This window comes from Paenibacillus sp. p3-SID867 (assembly GCF_025142895.1).
Taxonomy (GTDB): domain Bacteria; phylum Bacillota; class Bacilli; order Paenibacillales; family Paenibacillaceae; genus Paenibacillus_AQ.
On sequence record NZ_JAMBDM010000010.1, the window covers coordinates 121,458 to 138,522 of the forward strand.

The following is a 17,065-nucleotide window of genomic DNA, read 5'->3' on the forward strand; positions in this document are numbered from 1 at the left end:
GTACAGAATGACCAATATCCTCAATCAGTCAGTTTAGGCCAAAAAAAACGATCCCTGGCAAGGAAGACGATCCCTCAAAGCCTAGAGAGTCCGCCTTCCTCATCACGAAGGAGGTTCCTGTATTCTTCTTATGAAGTAGCCTTCAACCCGTCAGCCAAGAACACCATCATATATTCCTTGATCTGTTCCTTGCTTAGCGGCTTGTGAAGCTGATTGAAGTCCGTCGTGAGGGCAACGTACAGTTTCAGCATCACGAAGGATACCACTTGAGCATCCAGCGGCTTGAGCTCACCGATCGATATGGCCTGCTCCACAATTCCTTCGAGATATCCGACGATCCCGTTCTCCACTTTCGTCAATCCTTCATGCGCCTTCGGCGTGCCAATATCCCGCACCTCTTGCGATAGCTTAATGAACAGCTCATGCTCGCCTCGGAATTCAAGCAGCGCATCCAGCACCCGATACAGATTGTCGAAGAAATCTCTGTCCTTCCGGATCTCCCGCTCGGCAATACGCTTCATCTCCATAATGGCCGACAGCAAAATCTCGTCAAACAGCTCATCCTTATTCGTGAAAAACGTGTAGATCGTACCTTTCCCTACATTTGCAATCTTCGCCACCTGTTCCATCGTCGTCGCTTTATATCCGAACAAAGCAAACGACTTGGAGGCAGCATCCAGCACCTGCTTCCGACGGTCTACAGCTGACATGCTTACCCCTCCTTCTTGATCTTTTAGATTGGCCTTCATTTCAAAACTGACCAAAATACTTTTTCAGTCATTCGGTCAAAAATCACTTTACCAGATAATCGGTGGCATTGCAATATCTTTTCGTTAAATTTTTTAATATTCTGAATGCAGGGTTCAAATTTTATCATGACGTCTAATGTAAGGGTACACTCTGACTCCCAGCCGTAAAATAATTGAAATGCTTTTCCCTTTTGCGCGTATACTTATGATGCATACTCTTTTTTTTCGCGCCGCTCTTCAAAAAATGATTCCTGTTTTGTAAGATAGAGGGAGAAAGAAGTAGGTGAAACCATGCGATATACAAGAGTGCTCCTCTTTTCCGAGGGTTTCGGCACAGGTCATACGCAAGCAGCGTATGCGCTGGCTGAAGGTATACAACGGATGAATCCCGGCATCCACTGCCGTGTCATTGAGCTCGGCAATTTTTTGAATCCAACCATGGGGCCGTTAATCTTATCCGCTTATCGAAAAACCGTCAGCACCCGTCCGCGCCTTGTCGGCATGCTGTACCGTTCGCAATATAAGAAATCGCTAAACCGTTTGACGCGGCTCGCGCTGCACCGTATATTCTACGCGCAGGCTCAGCAGGTCATCGAGCAGCTGAAACCGGATCTTATCATATGTACCCACCCCTTCCCTAACGCCGTGGTCTCCCGCCTGAAGCGTCAGGGACTCGAGGTTCCGCTCTATACGCTGATTACCGACTATGATGCCCATGGCACCTGGGTCAATCCGGAAGTGGATGAATATCTCGTATCAACGCCTCATGTGAAACAAATGCTGCTACGGCGGGACATTCAGCCCGAATTCGTTCATGTGACCGGCATTCCGGTGCATCCCAAGTTCTGGGAAAGGGGCAATCGAGAAGCGCTTCAAGCCGAGCTTCAATTAAAAAACATGCCAACCGTACTGATTATGGGGGGCGGTTGGGGTCTCGTATTCAACAAGGAGCTGCTCAGCAAGCTGGCCAGCAGGGCCGATGATATCCAGCTGGTCTTCTGTATGGGACAGAACGAGAAGCTGGTTGCCAGCATGCGTGAGGACCCGATCTTTCAGCATCCCAACATTCATGTTCTCGGGTACCGCGAAGATATACATAACCTCATGGAAGTGTCGGATTTGCTCATTACCAAGCCAGGCGGGATGACGTGTACAGAGGGAGCCGCCAAGGGAATTCCCATGCTATTCTATGAGCCTATCCCGGGACAAGAAGAAGTGAATTCCCATTTCTTTGTCAGCGAAGGCTATGCGGAAATTTTGGACTCTCCTTCCGTGATCGACAAATGGCTGAACCTGCTGTCCGATCATTATGATCAGGTGAGTAAGAAACGTAATGGAGCCGACCGGCGGCGCATACCGCATCTGGAGCCCGACCACTGCGCAAGCCAGGTAATGGGATTGCTGACCGAAGGGCGCATGCCCGATCGTCGTGAGGAAGCCATCAAATTGTTGGCGGACCAGCCCTGATATCTATAGCATGCTCTATAATTCCGCTTTGAACTTTTACCCCAAAAAAGCTTCCCTGTCACGAAGACAGGGAAGCTTTTTATATGAAAAATCCATCTATATTTCCAGCGTTTCTCCAGCCTTCAATGGATGTCCCTGAATGCCTGTTTTGGCTAGTTCGTCGCAGAAGGCCCCTGCATCCTGTTTAATGCCCGGGAACGTGTCATAATGGACTGGGATTACATGCTTCGCACGAATCCACTGTGCGGCCAACAGGGCGTCCTGTGGGCCCATCGTCAATAAATCCCCAATCGGCAGCGCAGCTGCATCAATTTGGTTCATCTCTCCGATCAACCGCATATCGCCAAACAAACTCGTATCGCCCGCATGATAGAATGTTTTCCCGCCCATCGTCAGAATGACGCCACCAGGTTGCCCTGCATAGATCCAGGTGTCCCCTACCGAAATGGATGAAGAATGAAAGGCCGGGGTAAACTTTACCTTAAAACCATCGAATTGCGCGCTTCCGCCGATATTCATTCCATGGGATTTGGCGCCCAGGCTGCCGCAATACACGGCGAGTTCATAGACCGCGATAATCGGGCAATCATTCTGCTTCGCAATCTCGATGCAGTCGCCAAAATGGTCGGAGTGCCCATGCGTCAGCACAACCGCATCCACCTTTACGTCCTTGGGCTCAATGCCGGAGCCTGGATTCCCTGATAGCAGCGGGTCGATGATCACACGAACTCCGCCTTCTTCCACCAAAATGCTAGAATGGCCGTAATACGTAATATTCATGCTTAAACACACCTCCTACATCCTAGTTTACCCATATGGGCACTACTTGTAAAAAGAGTGATTTCCTATTTTTTTAACAAATGTTCTTGAATGATGTACCGTCAGGTCCTGAGCCAGCTTCAAAGACAGGAAGAAGTACGTATCGTCCTTTACCTCTTTTTGGCCATGAAGTGCCGCATTCACGGATTTAATCGTCTCTTTGTTCGGCTTGACACGTTTAAGACGCCCGTTCGCTACAGGACTAAATTGGTGCTTTTGATAGATGACATCGGTAATCGTATCGGGAAAATTAGCGGACCGCAGCCGGTTTAAGACAACATTAGCAACGGCTACTTTGCCTTCGTACGGTTCGCCTTCCGCCTCTGCCATGACAATCTTCTGGAGCAGAAGCAGTTCTTCAGCTGACAAATCATAGGTCCAGGTCGCTTTGGCTTTCTGATCCTGGGTTAACGTATTTGTTCTTGTGAAGAATAAAGTTGTGGGGGGTGTTAAGCTTTCAGTCTGAGATTTGACGACATGCGTCCCCTTTTGTTTTGCCGGTTTCCCGTCCGCAGCCTGAGATTTCGATGGTTTCTTTTTCTCATCTGCAGCCTTCAATGCTTGTTGCGAGTTCCAATATCCGTTTTCAGCCAAACCTATGCCTTTTGTATTTGAAAAAGCATGACTCTTGCTCCCCGGCTTATTCCACTCTTGGAAAACAATTGAAGACAAAATATTGACAGGTTCCCTATCCTGCTTGGTACTCGCGTCTTTTACTAATAGATCAGGGTCATTTACAGGAGCCGGGGCAGCCGTAACGAATTTCGGCATATCCTGCTGCTGTTCTTCCCCTTCCGCCTTTGTCTGCATTCCAAGTAAACTTATAAGAGACAAACTCACAAAGAGCGCTCCGATGAGCAGCGCAACCCAGCGATTTTGCCGTAGCACTTTCATAACCATATTTTTCCTCCTATGATGTCGGCACATTCCTACACTATGTAACCACATTTTTAGGCGTTGAAAACATGGTAATTTTATGAACATTCTATTTTCAGTTTCAGAAAATGGTCGAAAGCCGCGCCACACCTACTGTTTCGTACATTGGAGTTGCATGCAAATTTGTTCGAAAAAGAACGAGCTGCTGCACTTCCCACTGGATGGGCCTGGGTCCTGTTCCGATAACATCCAATGAAAATTTGTGGTTTCCTTGAAATTTCCGGCTAACCGTAATATGCGGACGAAACGGTCGCTCCTCCGGGACAAATCCGAAAGCCTCCATCCTCGATACCACCGATTGCTGAAGCTGAGACAGAGCATTCAAATCCCCGCCGACTCCCGCCCATAAAATTCTTGGCGAGACGCTTGCCCCAAACACGCCGGCATCATAAAGGCCAAGCTTGAAGGGCTTATGCTCCTTAGCGACTTCCTGCAGCGCCGCTGTGAGCTCAGCTATGCGATTTGACGGCGTATCGCCTAAAAACTGTAAGGTTATGTGGTAATCCTGCGGATGAACCCATTTTTTAAAAGTTACCTGCTCCCCCAATGTTTCCGTCCATTCCTGAATTCGGGACGACACCTCCGAAGGCAGATGTACGGCAACAAATAAACGATCCATAGCTCCCTCAGCCGAATGGCTCAACTAAGACACTTCCTTCCAATCTCTTTTATCCTAAGCAGCCGCTTGGCCGCAATAAGCACCATGTTTTCTTGGTTCGTTTATAGTTTGAGCAACAATACCTGAAAATAGTATGAGGGGTGCATCAAATTCGCCTAAAAATATGATGAAGCTTCAATTTACCATAAACCGGACAAAAATTCATGTACAAATTTTCCAATCCGGACAGTTCGTCCATGCGCAAAGTGATGATTTCTGATAATATGTTCCCAAAGAGTTTAACACTTTTATTCTGGTTTATATCACATTCTTTAGGAGGTAGCACCATGCCGAAAATCGTTGCCATACACGACTTAACCACCGAACAACAGCAAAAAATCAGGGATCTCGCCCCCGACTACGAGCTGCTGGTTACGAAAGCGAAAGAGCTTACGCCAAGCATCGTTCAGGATGCCGAAATCATGATCGGCTGGTCACGCTCCATACAGGAGGATATATTGTCTGAGGCCTGCAAACTGAAATGGATTCAAGCATGGTCAGCCGGGGTCGATAAAATGCCGCTCAAAGAGCTCGAAGAAAAGGGCATTCAGCTTACCAATGCCAGCGGCGTACATAGCGTTCCGATCACGGAGCATATTTTTGCGATGATTCTGGCCTTCACGCGCAACCTTCATCTAGCCATTCGACAGCAATCGAACAACAAATGGGATACGTCCGGCACGTTCACGGAATTGGCAGGCAAAACCATCGTCATCGTCGGCGTCGGCCAGATCGGCAGTCATACAGCGCGCGTGGCCCAGGCGTTCGGTATGCGGACCGTCGGGGTCCGTCATTCCGGCAAATCCGATCCTTATGTGGAAGCGATGTATAAGGTCGATCAGCTCGATGAAGCGCTGGCTGAAGGTGACTATATCGTGAACATCCTGCCGCTCACGGATGATACCCGCGGACTGTTCAATGAGGCAAGATTCTCGGCGATGAAGGACTCCGCCTTCTTCGTTAATGTGGGCCGGGGTCAAACCGTAGTAACCGAAGACATGATTCGGGCACTTCAATCCGGAGCCTTAGCAGGTGCTGGACTGGATGTCTTCGAGGAAGAACCGCTTCCTTCAGACCATCCGCTGTGGTCCATGGACAACGTCATCATGACCCCGCATATGGCGGGCGATACGGATCGCTACGGCGAGCGTGCCGTGGATATTTTCCTGGAGAATTTGCAGAATTATGTAGGCGGTAAGCCCCTGTCGCGAAATGTAATCGACTATAGCAAGTCGTACTAAGACCAGGTAACAAGTTCTTAAACACAGCTTTTATCCTGCTCTCAAAGGAGCCGGGAATCGATCGTGCAACAAAGACCACAAGATCTATACAACAAAAGGAACGTCCCGAGGTTTTCATACCTTCCGGGACGCCCCTTTTTATTTATTTAACTACATTTATACGCAATGGGAGAGAGAATCGATGCAGCCGTATACGGAACGTGTAATTGAAGTGATCCGGAGCATTCCGGAAGGATATGTCATGACGTACGGACAGGTGGCCAGACTGGCCGGCAGCCCAAGGGGCGCACGACAAGTCGTCAGAATACTTCACACCCTCAGTCACATTCACAAGCTGCCGTGGCATCGGGTCGTCAACGCAAAAGGAGAAATCGCCATCAAGGACGATGAATCCAGACTCATGCAGGAGCTGTACCTCCAAGGCGAGGGCGTTGCCGTCAATCCCAAAGGCATCATCGATTTAGAGAAATATCGTTATGACCCTGGAGAATAATTAGCAGGCCCCATTATTCGCACAACCAGATATCCCTCACAAAACTCCCCTTGCGGGTCGTGCAATGACGCAGGACCTTCCAGCCCGTGCTCATCAACAACTCGTGTAATGGTTCTGTGCTGACGATGACAGCTCGATCTGACAACCGGCGTAAGCTTTGCAGCATCTGCAGCTTCTCTTCTTCAGGGAAAACAGAACACAGATTATACGGCAGATCCAGGATCGCGGCATCATAATGCCCTTGCAATGTATTCATATCCTGAATGGCAACTTTGTTGTCATCATAACCGTAGTGCCTCAGATTCACCCTCGCTCCCCGAATGGCAAGCGGATTGATGTCACGCCCCTCGGCCGCGATTCCCATCGAGAACGTCTCAATTAATACATTCCCCATGCCGCAGCAGGGATCCAGGAGCGTCACTTCGCTTAATCGAGGAACTGCCAGGTTGACCAGTGCCCTCGCGATTCGCGAGCTGAGGCCTGTGGAGTAATTTTGCGGCTTCTGTTTATGCTTCAGCCATGCGCGTTCAGGTTCATGAAGGAGTCCCAATCTCCAGATGCCGCCTGTTGATATCATACCGAGCGTGACATCCGGGGCTTTCATCTGTGCAATTCCTGTAATTTGGCGGCCTACCACCCGCTCATACCCGCGTGATTGTTCATAACTGAACCGATCTCCCGCCTTGAGACAGACGACTTTGAAGCTTGCGTGGTTAAGATGAATGCGGTCTGCTTGCTCGGCCATTTCTTCGATGGATTCTCCAGTCATCCTGACGTCGATACAGGCTGATAAGAACGGGCTCCGATCCGGATCAACCCATTGCTCGCTTACCAGCCAATCCTCACCGTCAGGCTCATGACCGAACAGCTCCGTCAGCTCCATCAAGCACAGCTCACGCTCCGTTTCATGACAGGCATACGTGTACAGATAAGTGGACTTATCGCTTATGAAGGATGGACCAAAAGTAATGTCATTATCGTTTGAATGCATCATTTAATTTCGTCTCTCTTCTATTATATATGTGCAGCAGTTGACTGCTGCTCCATTAACAGCCGATAGGATTCCAGCCGTGCATTGTAATCACTTACCGGCGTGACGATCAGGAACTCGTCACACCGATACTGCTCTGCCATATGCTGCAGTCTGTTTCGCACACTTGCAGGCGTGCCGATGATCAGCCGCTGGGATGGGCCTGACGAATCGGAACCGGACGGGGCCGGATCTCCGGATTCTGACGCTGAATTCCCTTGAGGATCCCCTTCATGGATCGTGGCTGCTGTTCTGCCACTGGAATGTGTATCGCCGCCGCTCCCACCAATTTCTGCTTGTCCGATCGCAGCCAAGACTGGGCTTTGTTCATGATCGGCCGTTTCCTTACGGCCCGTCGATACGCTGCCCTGCCCTGGTCGGGGTATTTCCGCGGCAAGCTTCTGCGCCTGTTCCTCCGTCGCCGCGCATACCACGCTTACCGCCACCATTGCGCGCGGTTCATGCTGATGAGCGCTTGGCCGATAAGCTTCCCTGTAAGATTGGAGAACTTCCGCCCCGTCTGTATCGCTCATAAACTGGCCGAATACATAGCCCGTACCGAATTCAGCCGCATAACCCGCACTCTTCGTATTCGTGCCGAGCATCCACATTACGGGCGGGGTTACGGGCACCGGCTTCGCAGCAACCGGCACGTCTTCGTAGCGATAACGATCCTCCAGCAGTTCGGTTAATGCCCGAATCCGCTGTGGCAAATCCGCCACATGACCCAGAAAATTTCCGCTGAGCGCCATACTCGTATGCGCCGAACCTCCCGGCGCCCGCCCAATCCCGAGATCGATGCGTCCGGGATACAGCGCTGCCAGCATGCGGAAATTCTCCGCCACCTTCAGCGGGCTGTAGTGGGGCAGCAGCACGGCCCCGGAGCCGAGCCGAATGCGCGCGGTCCTGGCGCCGATATGGGATAGCAAAATCTCGGGCGATGCACAGGACAAATGCTCCAGATCATGGTGCTCTGCCGCCCAGTAGCGCCCGTAGCCCCATGCTTCCGCATTCTGAGCCAATATCACCGCTTGCTGCAAGGCTTCTTCGAACGTACTCTCTCCAAAACGCGGAACCAGATCAAGCACGCTCAGTTTCAATTGGTTATTCATGCAATCCCCCTTTCCGTCAGCATTTCAACTTCCTATAGAATAAGATGCAGGTTCATTAGCAGGTGGTAGCTGAACCATTATCAACGCAACCACACACCTGCTCGCCGCTGCTAATCCAAATCGTAGATCGAGCCTACCTTGAGGCCATACAGCTCGTTGTAGATTTTCTCGGCAAAAGCGTCCGTCATGCCCGCGATATAATCAATCACCATATGCTCCCACGTCCAGATCGGCTGCGCCCGCTTCTGGTCCGCTTCATAGCGCTGAAGCCAATCGGAAGGAATGATCGCCGTGGAGGCAACTGGATCGAGAAAAGCGTCCCACAGGCGCTTGATGATCCATTCGCTGCGTTTTTGCAGTCGCTGCACCCGCAGGTCGCGAATCATGGTCACCCAGGCAAAACTCTTCAGGACGCTGACCGTACGCAGCATATCCTCATCTTCCACGCCGTCTTTAACAAACGTCACCTTTTTCCAATCCCCGTTCGTGATCACGCCCAAGCTGCCTACAAAGAGGCTGACCCAGTAAGCCTTGACCTCCCGCCGGGTACGGGAATAGTCATTCTCGCAGGTCGGCATTTTCTCGTTCCAGATTTTCAGAAACTCGTCCAGCACCAAATCCACTTTCGGTTGGATCTGCTCCTTGGTCCATCCCTTCCATACCTCGTCTTCCAACGTCATGATCTTCTGCACGATCAGTTTGTTCAAGTGACTGTCCCGCAAAAAGTGTTCATGCACCTCGATCTTCCCGGCTTTGATGCCATCCTCTAGATCATGCGCGGAATAGGCGATGTCATCGCAAAGATCCATCAGCTGCGCTTCGAGCGTTCGATGCGTGCCGGGAATTTGCCACTCCTTCCGGATATGGGAGATGTATTCCCATTCATGCCGGTACATCCCCTTGTGATTATCCAACCCGGAGAACGGATATTTATTGATGCCAAGCAGCACCGCATCGGACAGATTGAGTCCGTTGACGTTCTCTCTTTTCTCCAAAAACATGATCAGCCGAAAATTGTGCGCATTCCCTTCAAAATGCTCATACTTGCGCCGCATCGCCTGCTGTACCTCGGCTGCCTGCTCCGGTGTCGGCGTGCCCGGCTGACGTGTCAGCTCCTTCTCGGTTCTCCGGTCAATATGTTTCTCCAGAATGCCCTGCAGCACCTCTTCGCCCTTGTGACCGAATGGAGGATGCCCAAAATCATGCGCGATCGCCGCGCATTCCACCACCTCGGGGTCAATCATCAGCCCGGCGTTCTCCGCCTGTTCCGGCATCACTTCAGGGTAATTGCGGGTCAGGCTTCGCGCTGCTTCACGCGCAATCTGTGCAACCTCAAGCGAATGCGTTAAGCGCGTCCGGTAATAATCGCCGGTGCCGGCACCGAATACCTGTGATTTTCCTTGCAGCCGGCGGAACGTCGGCGAATGGATCAGGCGCGAATAATCCCGCTCATATACCGCGCGCGAAGCATCCGACTTCGTTTGCTCCGGATATTGGCGATGCTCTCTAAGCTCCTTCAGTGTCATTTATCCCACTCCTGTTTTATCTGTATAGGGTCGATTCGAAATCGTTCGTTCTTTAGATTATATGCCATCCGGCAGCTGAAAGAAAAATATGATTCCCAAGTAAACCCGTTCCTCCTTGTATACCCGAATCGTGTCATACGTTATCCACCAGACACGATATTCCCGTCAGGGTGGTGGAGCAAAACATTAACAAGATGATTTGCAATCTCCAATACGCTATTTCGCACCCACAGGAGGCAGAAGCATCAATAATTCCTCCATTATGCAAAAATGCCAAGCGCTTATAGGATTAACACAAGACCTGTGCGCGCATTCTTGCTACGTTGTTAGGTAAGCGCTGTCATTCCTGTCTTAAAGCGCACCACGGAAAGGAGGGAAATGATAATTCATAAGGGTTTTCACCATTATACGGGAGGGATTGCTGTGAAACGAAGGCATGCTTTTTCGAAAAAACTAACGTTCTGCCTACTCAGTGCAGCCATAGTGTTCGCTCCTCTGTTTGAAGGACGCGGATTGGCCGCCGGAGAGAGCGAATACTCGGTTTCCGCATCGGCAAGCAGCTATGACTCTCGCTGCGCTTGCGATGCATCCAAAGCGGTGGACGGCAGTCTTAGCACACGCTGGTCCGGCGAAGGTGACGGCAGTTGGCTGAGGCTGGATCTAGGATCTGTCAACCCGGTTTCAATGGTTAAAATCGCGTTTTACAACGGAGATTCGCGCAATTTCACCTTCGATATTCAGACCTCAACCGATGGCTCCAACTGGATTCAGGCACGGAACACTGTCACTAGCGCTCAAAACAACCAGCTGCAATCCTTCCCCATCCCCGTCGTGGAAGCCCGGTATGTACGCATTGTGGGCTACGGCAACACCTCCAATGACTGGAACAGTTACACTGAGGTCGAAATTTGGGGAGGTACTGCGGATGGAGGAGGTGGAACCCTTGACCCGGCTAAACCCCCTTCGGGCAACTTTGACCTAACCAAATGGAAAATCACCCTGCCCGACGCGTCCGAGATCCAGGCCGGAACACTCGCCAGCGGGTATGTGCATCCGGATTGGTTCTATACCGATCCCGTCACCGGCGGCATGGTATTCACATCGCCTAATATCGGCGAGACCACCGCGAACAGCACTTACACCCGCTCCGAACTTAGGGAGATGCTGAATCCGTCGACAAACAGCGCCTCCTCATGGGCCAACAACTGGGTAACCTCTACCTCCTCCCCATCCATAAAATCTCAGGCAGGCGGCGTGGACGGAACGATGAATGCTACCTTACGCGTGGATCATGTCTCCGTCAGTGGGAACGAAGCCGATAAAATCGGCCGCGTCGTGGTCGGGCAAATCCATGGCCCCAGCACCGAACCGATACGGCTCTATTACCACAAGCGTCCTTCGGACAGCAAGGGTGCCGTTTATTTTGGAACCGATGACCTGGACAACAACAACACCTGGGTGAACATTCTCGGCGGACCGAACCAGCTAAATCCTGCAAACGGCATTGCCCTTGGCCAGAAATGGAGTTATGAAGTCAAGGTGACCGGGCTTCTTATGACAGTGAAAATAACCCCTGAGGGCGGATCGGCCACCACCGTGACGCATACCCTCCCTAGCGGTTATAACGATAAGTATCTGTACTTCAAAGCCGGCGTCTACAACCAAAACAAATCGGATACCACTCCTGATCAATCCGATCATGTCAAAGCCACCTTCTTCTCCCTTACCCGCATGCACCCCTGACATCCACTAGCCTAATCCCATCCCGGGGCAGTCAAACGACGGCTTCCGGGTTTCTTAAACGAGCTTCATACACCCATATTGAAAAGCGAGGGATGAAATGTTGAAAAAGAAACTTAACCGGATCTCATGCCTGATCCTCTGCCTTCTGATCGTAATGAGCATCATGGTTTCACCAGCGCAGCTTATGGCCGTATCGGCACAACCTGCGGCAGAGGTTGATCTTGCGGATGAATCTTTTGCATCGAATTCCGATCCCCTGCCGGAACCAGAAGGGCCGGATATTCTCTTCTTCTCCGATAATTTTGATTCGGAGCGCTACGGAACCACGGGTGGTGTCGTCATTCCGCTGCCTTGGGTTCAGACCGGGGATGGCGGGAGTAAAGCCAAAACCTCCGTATCCAGCAGCGCGCCGTCCACGCCAAACCTTATGAAGATCGATGTAACCGACTCCGTCTATCTGCCTGTCAATACGACGGGGTATGGCAACATTAAGCTGAGCTATTATACGCGAGCCTCATCCTATGTCAGCGGAAGCATTGTGGCCGAGTGGTCCGGTGACGGCGGAGCGACCTGGAGCACGCTGGAGGAGTTTAAACTGGCCCCGGGAACGCCCGAAGCGCCGCGCAGCGAATCCAACACGCTGAAGACTTGGACGCTGCCGCCGGAAGCAAGCAGCAACCCAAATGTACGAATCCAGTTCCGGGTAGGTGATCCGATGAACGCGAATATGTACATCGACAGCGTCTCGCTGTCAGGCCAGGCCATCCCCGGCATTCCGCCTGCGGTCGATCCCGTGCCTGAACCCCCGCCGACCGAAACCGGCCCATACCCTGCTCCGGAAGGCGTAACCCTTTATGAGGATGTTCTGATCGGCAAAGCCGGCGACCGGGACCTCTATACGTCCATCGCTGTTCCGAGCACGCCGCCAGCCGAGCCTATGCCGGTCATGATCTACATTCACGGCGGAGGCTGGAATAAAGGCGACCGCAAAAACGCCCTGGGCAGCATTTGCAACTATGTCCTTAAACGCGGGTACATCGGCGTATCCTTAAGCTACCGCCTAACCCCCGAAGCGCCTTACCCGGCCCAAATTCAAGACGTGAAACTGGCCATCCGCTATTTGCGCGCCCATGCCGAGCAGTACCACATCGATCCGAGTCGTATCGGCGTTTGGGGAACTTCGGCGGGAGGGCATCTCGCTTCCCTGCTGGGAACGACCGGAGACCTGACCATGGAGGATACGGTTACGCTGGATACCGGAGATACGGTTCATCTGCCCGATATCGAAGGCACGGGAGGCTGGCCGGAATACTCCACCAAGGTGCAGGCTGTGGTGGAATGGTACGGACCGGCCGATTTCACGACTGATTTTGCTGACCGCTACAGCTCGGTCACGAAACTGCTCGGCGGGCATAACGCCCTGTCCGTTCCGATTGAAGCACGGCTTGCCATGCCGGGAACGTATGCCACTCCTGATGATCCGCCGTTCTGGATCCGCCATGGAGACGCGGATGCCACCATCCCATATACCGACAGCGTGACCTTCGCCGATCAGTTGACCGATGCCGGAGTGCCGGTCGTGGATTTTGAGATCGTGCCCGGCCAGGGCCACGGTTTTACCGGAGAAGCCAAGGCAATCGCGGATGCCGAAGCTTGGGCCTTCATGGATCAGCACGTGAAGAATCTGGAGGTAACGACACCGATCCTCTACAAGGACGGCTACACGCCGCCTGATCCGACGGATCCTACAGATCCAACCAATCCAACGGACCCGACCGATCCTACAGATCCCTCTCCGGGCGTTCCCGTTGAGGTTGGCCGTTTGGGCCCTACAGACGATGCCCTAATCGACAGCTCTAAACCTGATACCAATATCAACTCGGCTACCGGCACAAGTATCGGACTTCTCAGCGTATCATCCGGTACAACCAACAAAAAGGTTGTCTATTTCAAATTCGATGCTTCCACCCTGAGCGACCCTGACTACCGCTACGAATTCCAAATCGCCGCGAAAAAAGGCACCAGCAACACGGATCTCGAGCTCTCCCTTTATGGAATAGAGGACACGGCTTGGAGCGAAAACGATCTAACCTGGAACAATGCGCCCGTGAACAGCCTCGATCCGGCCGCTTATGTGGGATCGTTTACGGTAAAGGCCGAGAATAGCGGGCGTCCGGAGGTGTACAGCGTCGATGTGACGGATTATGTCCGCAGTCGTCTTGCGAATGGCGTATCTTTTCTCCTTGCGGATGCGGCCCATACCGGTGTCAGCGTCAATATCTATACCAAGGAAGCCAACGGCTCCAGCAATCCAAGGCCTGTGTTGGTCGTAAGCGAGTTGGTGGATTCCAGTCAGGATACGACGCCGCCGTCCTGGCCGCACGGAAGCCGTCTGTCCGTCAGCAGTATCGGCGAAGATTATGTGCACCTGGCATGGCCTTCGGCGGAAGACAACAAGTTGGTTGCGAAGTATAACGTTTATCAAAATGACGTCAAAGTAACGGAGCTGAGCTCCGACATCACCCGCTATGAAATAGAAGGACTGTCTCCGCACACGGAGTACAGCTATAAGGTCGAGGCCGTGGATGCCGCCGGAAACGTCAGTCCGGTTCCGCTTACGTTGGCGGTTACGACGCTTAGCGCTCCCTTAGCCCCTTGGCCTGTGACCTCGGTCACGGCAAGCGGCAGCGACGGCAACATCGAGGATAATACCTTGGACCAGAATCTGTACACCCGCTGGTCTGCCGCCGGCGACGGTCCGTGGATCATGTACGATCTCGGCGAGGCCCGGGACATCGGCTACCTGGGCATTGCCTTCTATAAAGGGAACGTTCGCGCTACGGAGATCGATATCGAAACCTCAGATGACGGCGTGTCCTGGTCTCCCCTGTTCAACGGTTCGAGCAGCGGAACCACCACCGCGATGCAGCCTTTTAACGTTCCGGACACGAGTGCACGTTACGTGAAGCTGACCGGGCGCGGAAATTCGGACGGCAGTGCCTATACGAGCCTGACGGAGGTCCATATCTATCCGCCTTTCGCTAACGGGGATACGCCCGTGGCGATCATTCCGGATTTTGTGCCGCAACCACCGGAAGGAACCGTCCCTTTTACCGCTCCCGGCATGAAAAATGCGGACGGGAGCAACCATCCGGTGCATCAGGCTTTTGTTGCTACCGGAAGGACGTTGAACGTGGTCGATTACGGAGCAGATCCTGCAGACAATGCTTCGGACGATCGACCGGCAATTCAACGAGCGATAGATGAAGCAGTCCAGGGAGACGAGGTGTTTTTCCCGAATGGCGTATACAACTTAAACAGTACTCCAGATGGCCTGACCAATCTGATACTGAAATCGGAGGTCAATTTACGGGGGGAAAGCCAGAACGGCGCGATCCTGAAGACCTCGCTGAACAAGGTCCGGAACAGCACGATGCTGAGATCCGCCAAGCAGCATGATCTGACCATCTCCAATCTGACGCTGACCTCCGCTTGGGAAGGTCAATATACGACCGATCACAGAATCAACAACCCGGATGCCGGCGGTCCGGACATGATGATCATTGCCGCTAATTATGGCGAGACGCCATCGTACAACATCACGATCGACAACGTGACGATCGAGAAATTCAGCCGCATGGGTGTCCGCATCGAGAACAGCTATGACATCGTTGTCCGCAACACCACGTTCCGAAATGCCACGGACCTTGGACCGGGCGGTGCCGGGTACGGTGTATCCATTCAGGGCGTGCCGAAGGTCGACCGCAACGGGTTTGCCAATGATACCAGGTGGAATCTGGTCGAGAACTCTTCCTTCCAGGGACCTTACCTTCGTCACGGATCACTCATTCAATATGTGGCCCATAACAATGTGATCCGGCACAATGAATTCCACCAAGTGCGGCTGGATGCAATTGATCTGCATGGGGAGCTGGAGTATTTTAACGAGATTCACGATAACCTGATCACCGACATGCCTTATGGCGGTGGCATCGGCATCGGCAATACCGGAGGAACCGCCCCGACCAACCACAGCAAATCCGGTCCGCAAAACTATATCCACGACAACACGATCCGCAATACGCGGGAAGGCATCGTCGTATCAATGGGATCGCCGGATACCATCATCGAGAACAACCGGATCGAGAATACCGCCGATATTCCTAACGCGGCAGGCATCAACATTTTGAACGGGCCGGGCACGATCATCAAAGGGAACACGATCCGCCAGAACACCGCCGAGCATTATTGGGGCATCCTGCTTGAGCACGACAACGGGGACACCAACGCGGGCGGCATTGGATCCGGAGATCCGGAGAATGTACAGATTCTGAACAACACCATCACCGGGAACAGCAACGGGATTCAGCTCAAGGCAGGTAAGAATATCAAGCTAAGCGGCAATACACTGGATAACATAGGCGAGAACTTTACGGCGGCTACTGGCGTCACGTATAGCGATCTCACCGTGGGCTTGGAGTACAGCACGACGGCCCCTACGAATGGAGACGTTGTTGCAGCCTTAGTCTCGGAGAGTCCAATTACCGTCATTAATAACGGCGGATCTCCAACTTACAAATTTACCGAGAACGGTTCATTTACCTTCGAATATGAGAATGCAGACGGCAATGAAGGCACCGTTACGGCAACCGTATCGAACATCGATAAAATCGCCCCGGTGCTTACGATTACACTCTCGCCTTCCGTACTAAAGGCGCCGAACCATAAAATGGTCGATGTTCGCGCTAGCCTCGAATCCAGCGATGAAGGCTCCGGCGTTGCGTCAGTCGTGCTGACCTCTATTACCGTGGAGAGTGCGGGCGGCAAGGGGCATAGCGGAGATACATCGGAGATTGTGAACGGTAAAGATAAGGATACGGGTAACAGGGAAAGCAAAGACAATCGAAGCGCCGGGGGACGGGATATACAAGATGCCGAGTTCGGCACCTATGATACCCATTTTCGGCTGCGCGCAGAGAAGTCGGAGCGTGGCCAAAGCCGAATCTACACCGTTACTTATACTGTGACGGACCATGCGGGGAATCAAGCGCAAGGGGTGGGGACGGTGAGGGTGAAGTGAGCTGGGTTGTATTGTTAAGTAACAAACGATGAGGAGCATGTTATTTTGAGTTTACGTAGTGAATTATTATTAAGGTGAATGCACGGACAGGAATTCATCGAACAATCAAGCATGACATTCGTCGGAAGGGTAAGGAATGTTCGAATTCACTAATAACGAACGACTCCGGGAAATGAATAACCGAATCTGCTAGTAAAACACTAACTGATAT

12 protein-coding genes are annotated in these 17,065 nt (G+C 52.2%); 5 read left to right on the forward strand and 7 right to left on the reverse strand.

The window, feature by feature from the left end; genetic code table 11:
* Positions 1 to 128: 128 nt before the first annotated feature.
* Complete coding sequence (locus M4D81_RS20930; RefSeq protein ID WP_071222484.1) at positions 129 to 710, reverse strand: TetR/AcrR family transcriptional regulator; 582 nt, start codon at positions 708 to 710, stop codon at positions 129 to 131.
* A gap of 330 nt (positions 711 to 1,040) precedes the next feature.
* Between M4D81_RS20930 and M4D81_RS20935 the strand changes: the two genes are divergently transcribed.
* Positions 1,041 to 2,216, forward strand: coding sequence for an MGDG synthase family glycosyltransferase (locus M4D81_RS20935; protein ID WP_071222483.1), 1,176 nt, complete (start codon positions 1,041 to 1,043; stop codon positions 2,214 to 2,216).
* A gap of 96 nt (positions 2,217 to 2,312) precedes the next feature.
* On the opposite strand, the gene M4D81_RS20940 is transcribed toward M4D81_RS20935, so the two are convergent.
* The 3 genes from M4D81_RS20940 to thpR all read right to left on the reverse strand — a co-directional run bounded on the left by M4D81_RS20940 (position 2,313) and on the right by thpR (position 4,614).
* Positions 2,313 to 2,996, reverse strand: coding sequence for a metal-dependent hydrolase (locus M4D81_RS20940; RefSeq protein WP_216530746.1), 684 nt, complete (start codon positions 2,994 to 2,996; stop codon positions 2,313 to 2,315).
* A 42-nt stretch (positions 2,997 to 3,038) separates the two neighbouring features.
* Positions 3,039 to 3,935, reverse strand: a complete 897-nt coding sequence (locus M4D81_RS20945) for a cell wall hydrolase (protein ID WP_260067944.1) — start codon at positions 3,933 to 3,935, stop codon at positions 3,039 to 3,041.
* Between the two features lie 97 nt (positions 3,936 to 4,032).
* Entirely contained in the window at positions 4,033 to 4,614 is a 582-nt protein-coding gene (thpR, locus tag M4D81_RS20950; RefSeq protein ID WP_260067945.1) for an RNA 2',3'-cyclic phosphodiesterase, read from the reverse strand.
* 302 nt (positions 4,615 to 4,916) lie between these two features.
* Between thpR and M4D81_RS20955 the strand changes: the two genes are divergently transcribed.
* Positions 4,917 to 5,870: a D-2-hydroxyacid dehydrogenase gene (locus M4D81_RS20955; protein ID WP_071222480.1), complete on the forward strand. Its 954-nt coding sequence runs from the start codon at positions 4,917 to 4,919 to the stop codon at positions 5,868 to 5,870.
* 181 nt (positions 5,871 to 6,051) lie between these two features.
* A complete protein-coding gene (locus M4D81_RS20960) occupies positions 6,052 to 6,363 on the forward strand; it encodes an MGMT family protein (protein WP_216530750.1) in 312 nt (103 codons plus the stop codon).
* A gap of 13 nt (positions 6,364 to 6,376) precedes the next feature.
* On the opposite strand, the gene M4D81_RS20965 is transcribed toward M4D81_RS20960, so the two are convergent.
* The 3 genes from M4D81_RS20965 to M4D81_RS20975 all read right to left on the reverse strand — a co-directional run bounded on the left by M4D81_RS20965 (position 6,377) and on the right by M4D81_RS20975 (position 10,031).
* Positions 6,377 to 7,357 carry a TRM11 family SAM-dependent methyltransferase gene (locus M4D81_RS20965; protein ID WP_260067946.1) on the reverse strand — a complete coding sequence of 327 codons (981 nt, stop codon included), beginning with the start codon at positions 7,355 to 7,357 and terminating at the stop codon, positions 6,377 to 6,379.
* 20 nt (positions 7,358 to 7,377) lie between these two features.
* The gene (locus tag M4D81_RS20970; protein WP_260067947.1) at positions 7,378 to 8,505 is read right to left on the reverse strand and encodes an MsnO8 family LLM class oxidoreductase; all 1,128 of its coding nucleotides are present in this window, start codon (positions 8,503 to 8,505) and stop codon (positions 7,378 to 7,380) included.
* A 110-nt stretch (positions 8,506 to 8,615) separates the two neighbouring features.
* On the reverse strand, positions 8,616 to 10,031 hold the full coding sequence (locus M4D81_RS20975; RefSeq protein ID WP_071222477.1) for a deoxyguanosinetriphosphate triphosphohydrolase family protein: 1,416 nt from the start codon (positions 10,029 to 10,031) through the stop codon (positions 8,616 to 8,618).
* Positions 10,032 to 10,454: 423 nt separating this feature from the next.
* On the opposite strand from M4D81_RS20975, the gene M4D81_RS20980 reads away from it, so the two are divergent.
* Both M4D81_RS20980 and M4D81_RS20985 read left to right on the forward strand, forming a co-directional pair.
* On the forward strand, positions 10,455 to 11,774 hold the full coding sequence (locus tag M4D81_RS20980) for a polysaccharide lyase family 7 protein (RefSeq protein WP_260067948.1): 1,320 nt from the start codon (positions 10,455 to 10,457) through the stop codon (positions 11,772 to 11,774).
* A gap of 97 nt (positions 11,775 to 11,871) precedes the next feature.
* Positions 11,872 to 16,854 (forward strand): alpha/beta hydrolase fold domain-containing protein, encoded by a 4,983-nt coding sequence (locus M4D81_RS20985; protein ID WP_260067949.1) that lies wholly within the window; start codon positions 11,872 to 11,874, stop codon positions 16,852 to 16,854.
* The last annotated feature ends 211 nt before the right edge of the window (positions 16,855 to 17,065 follow it).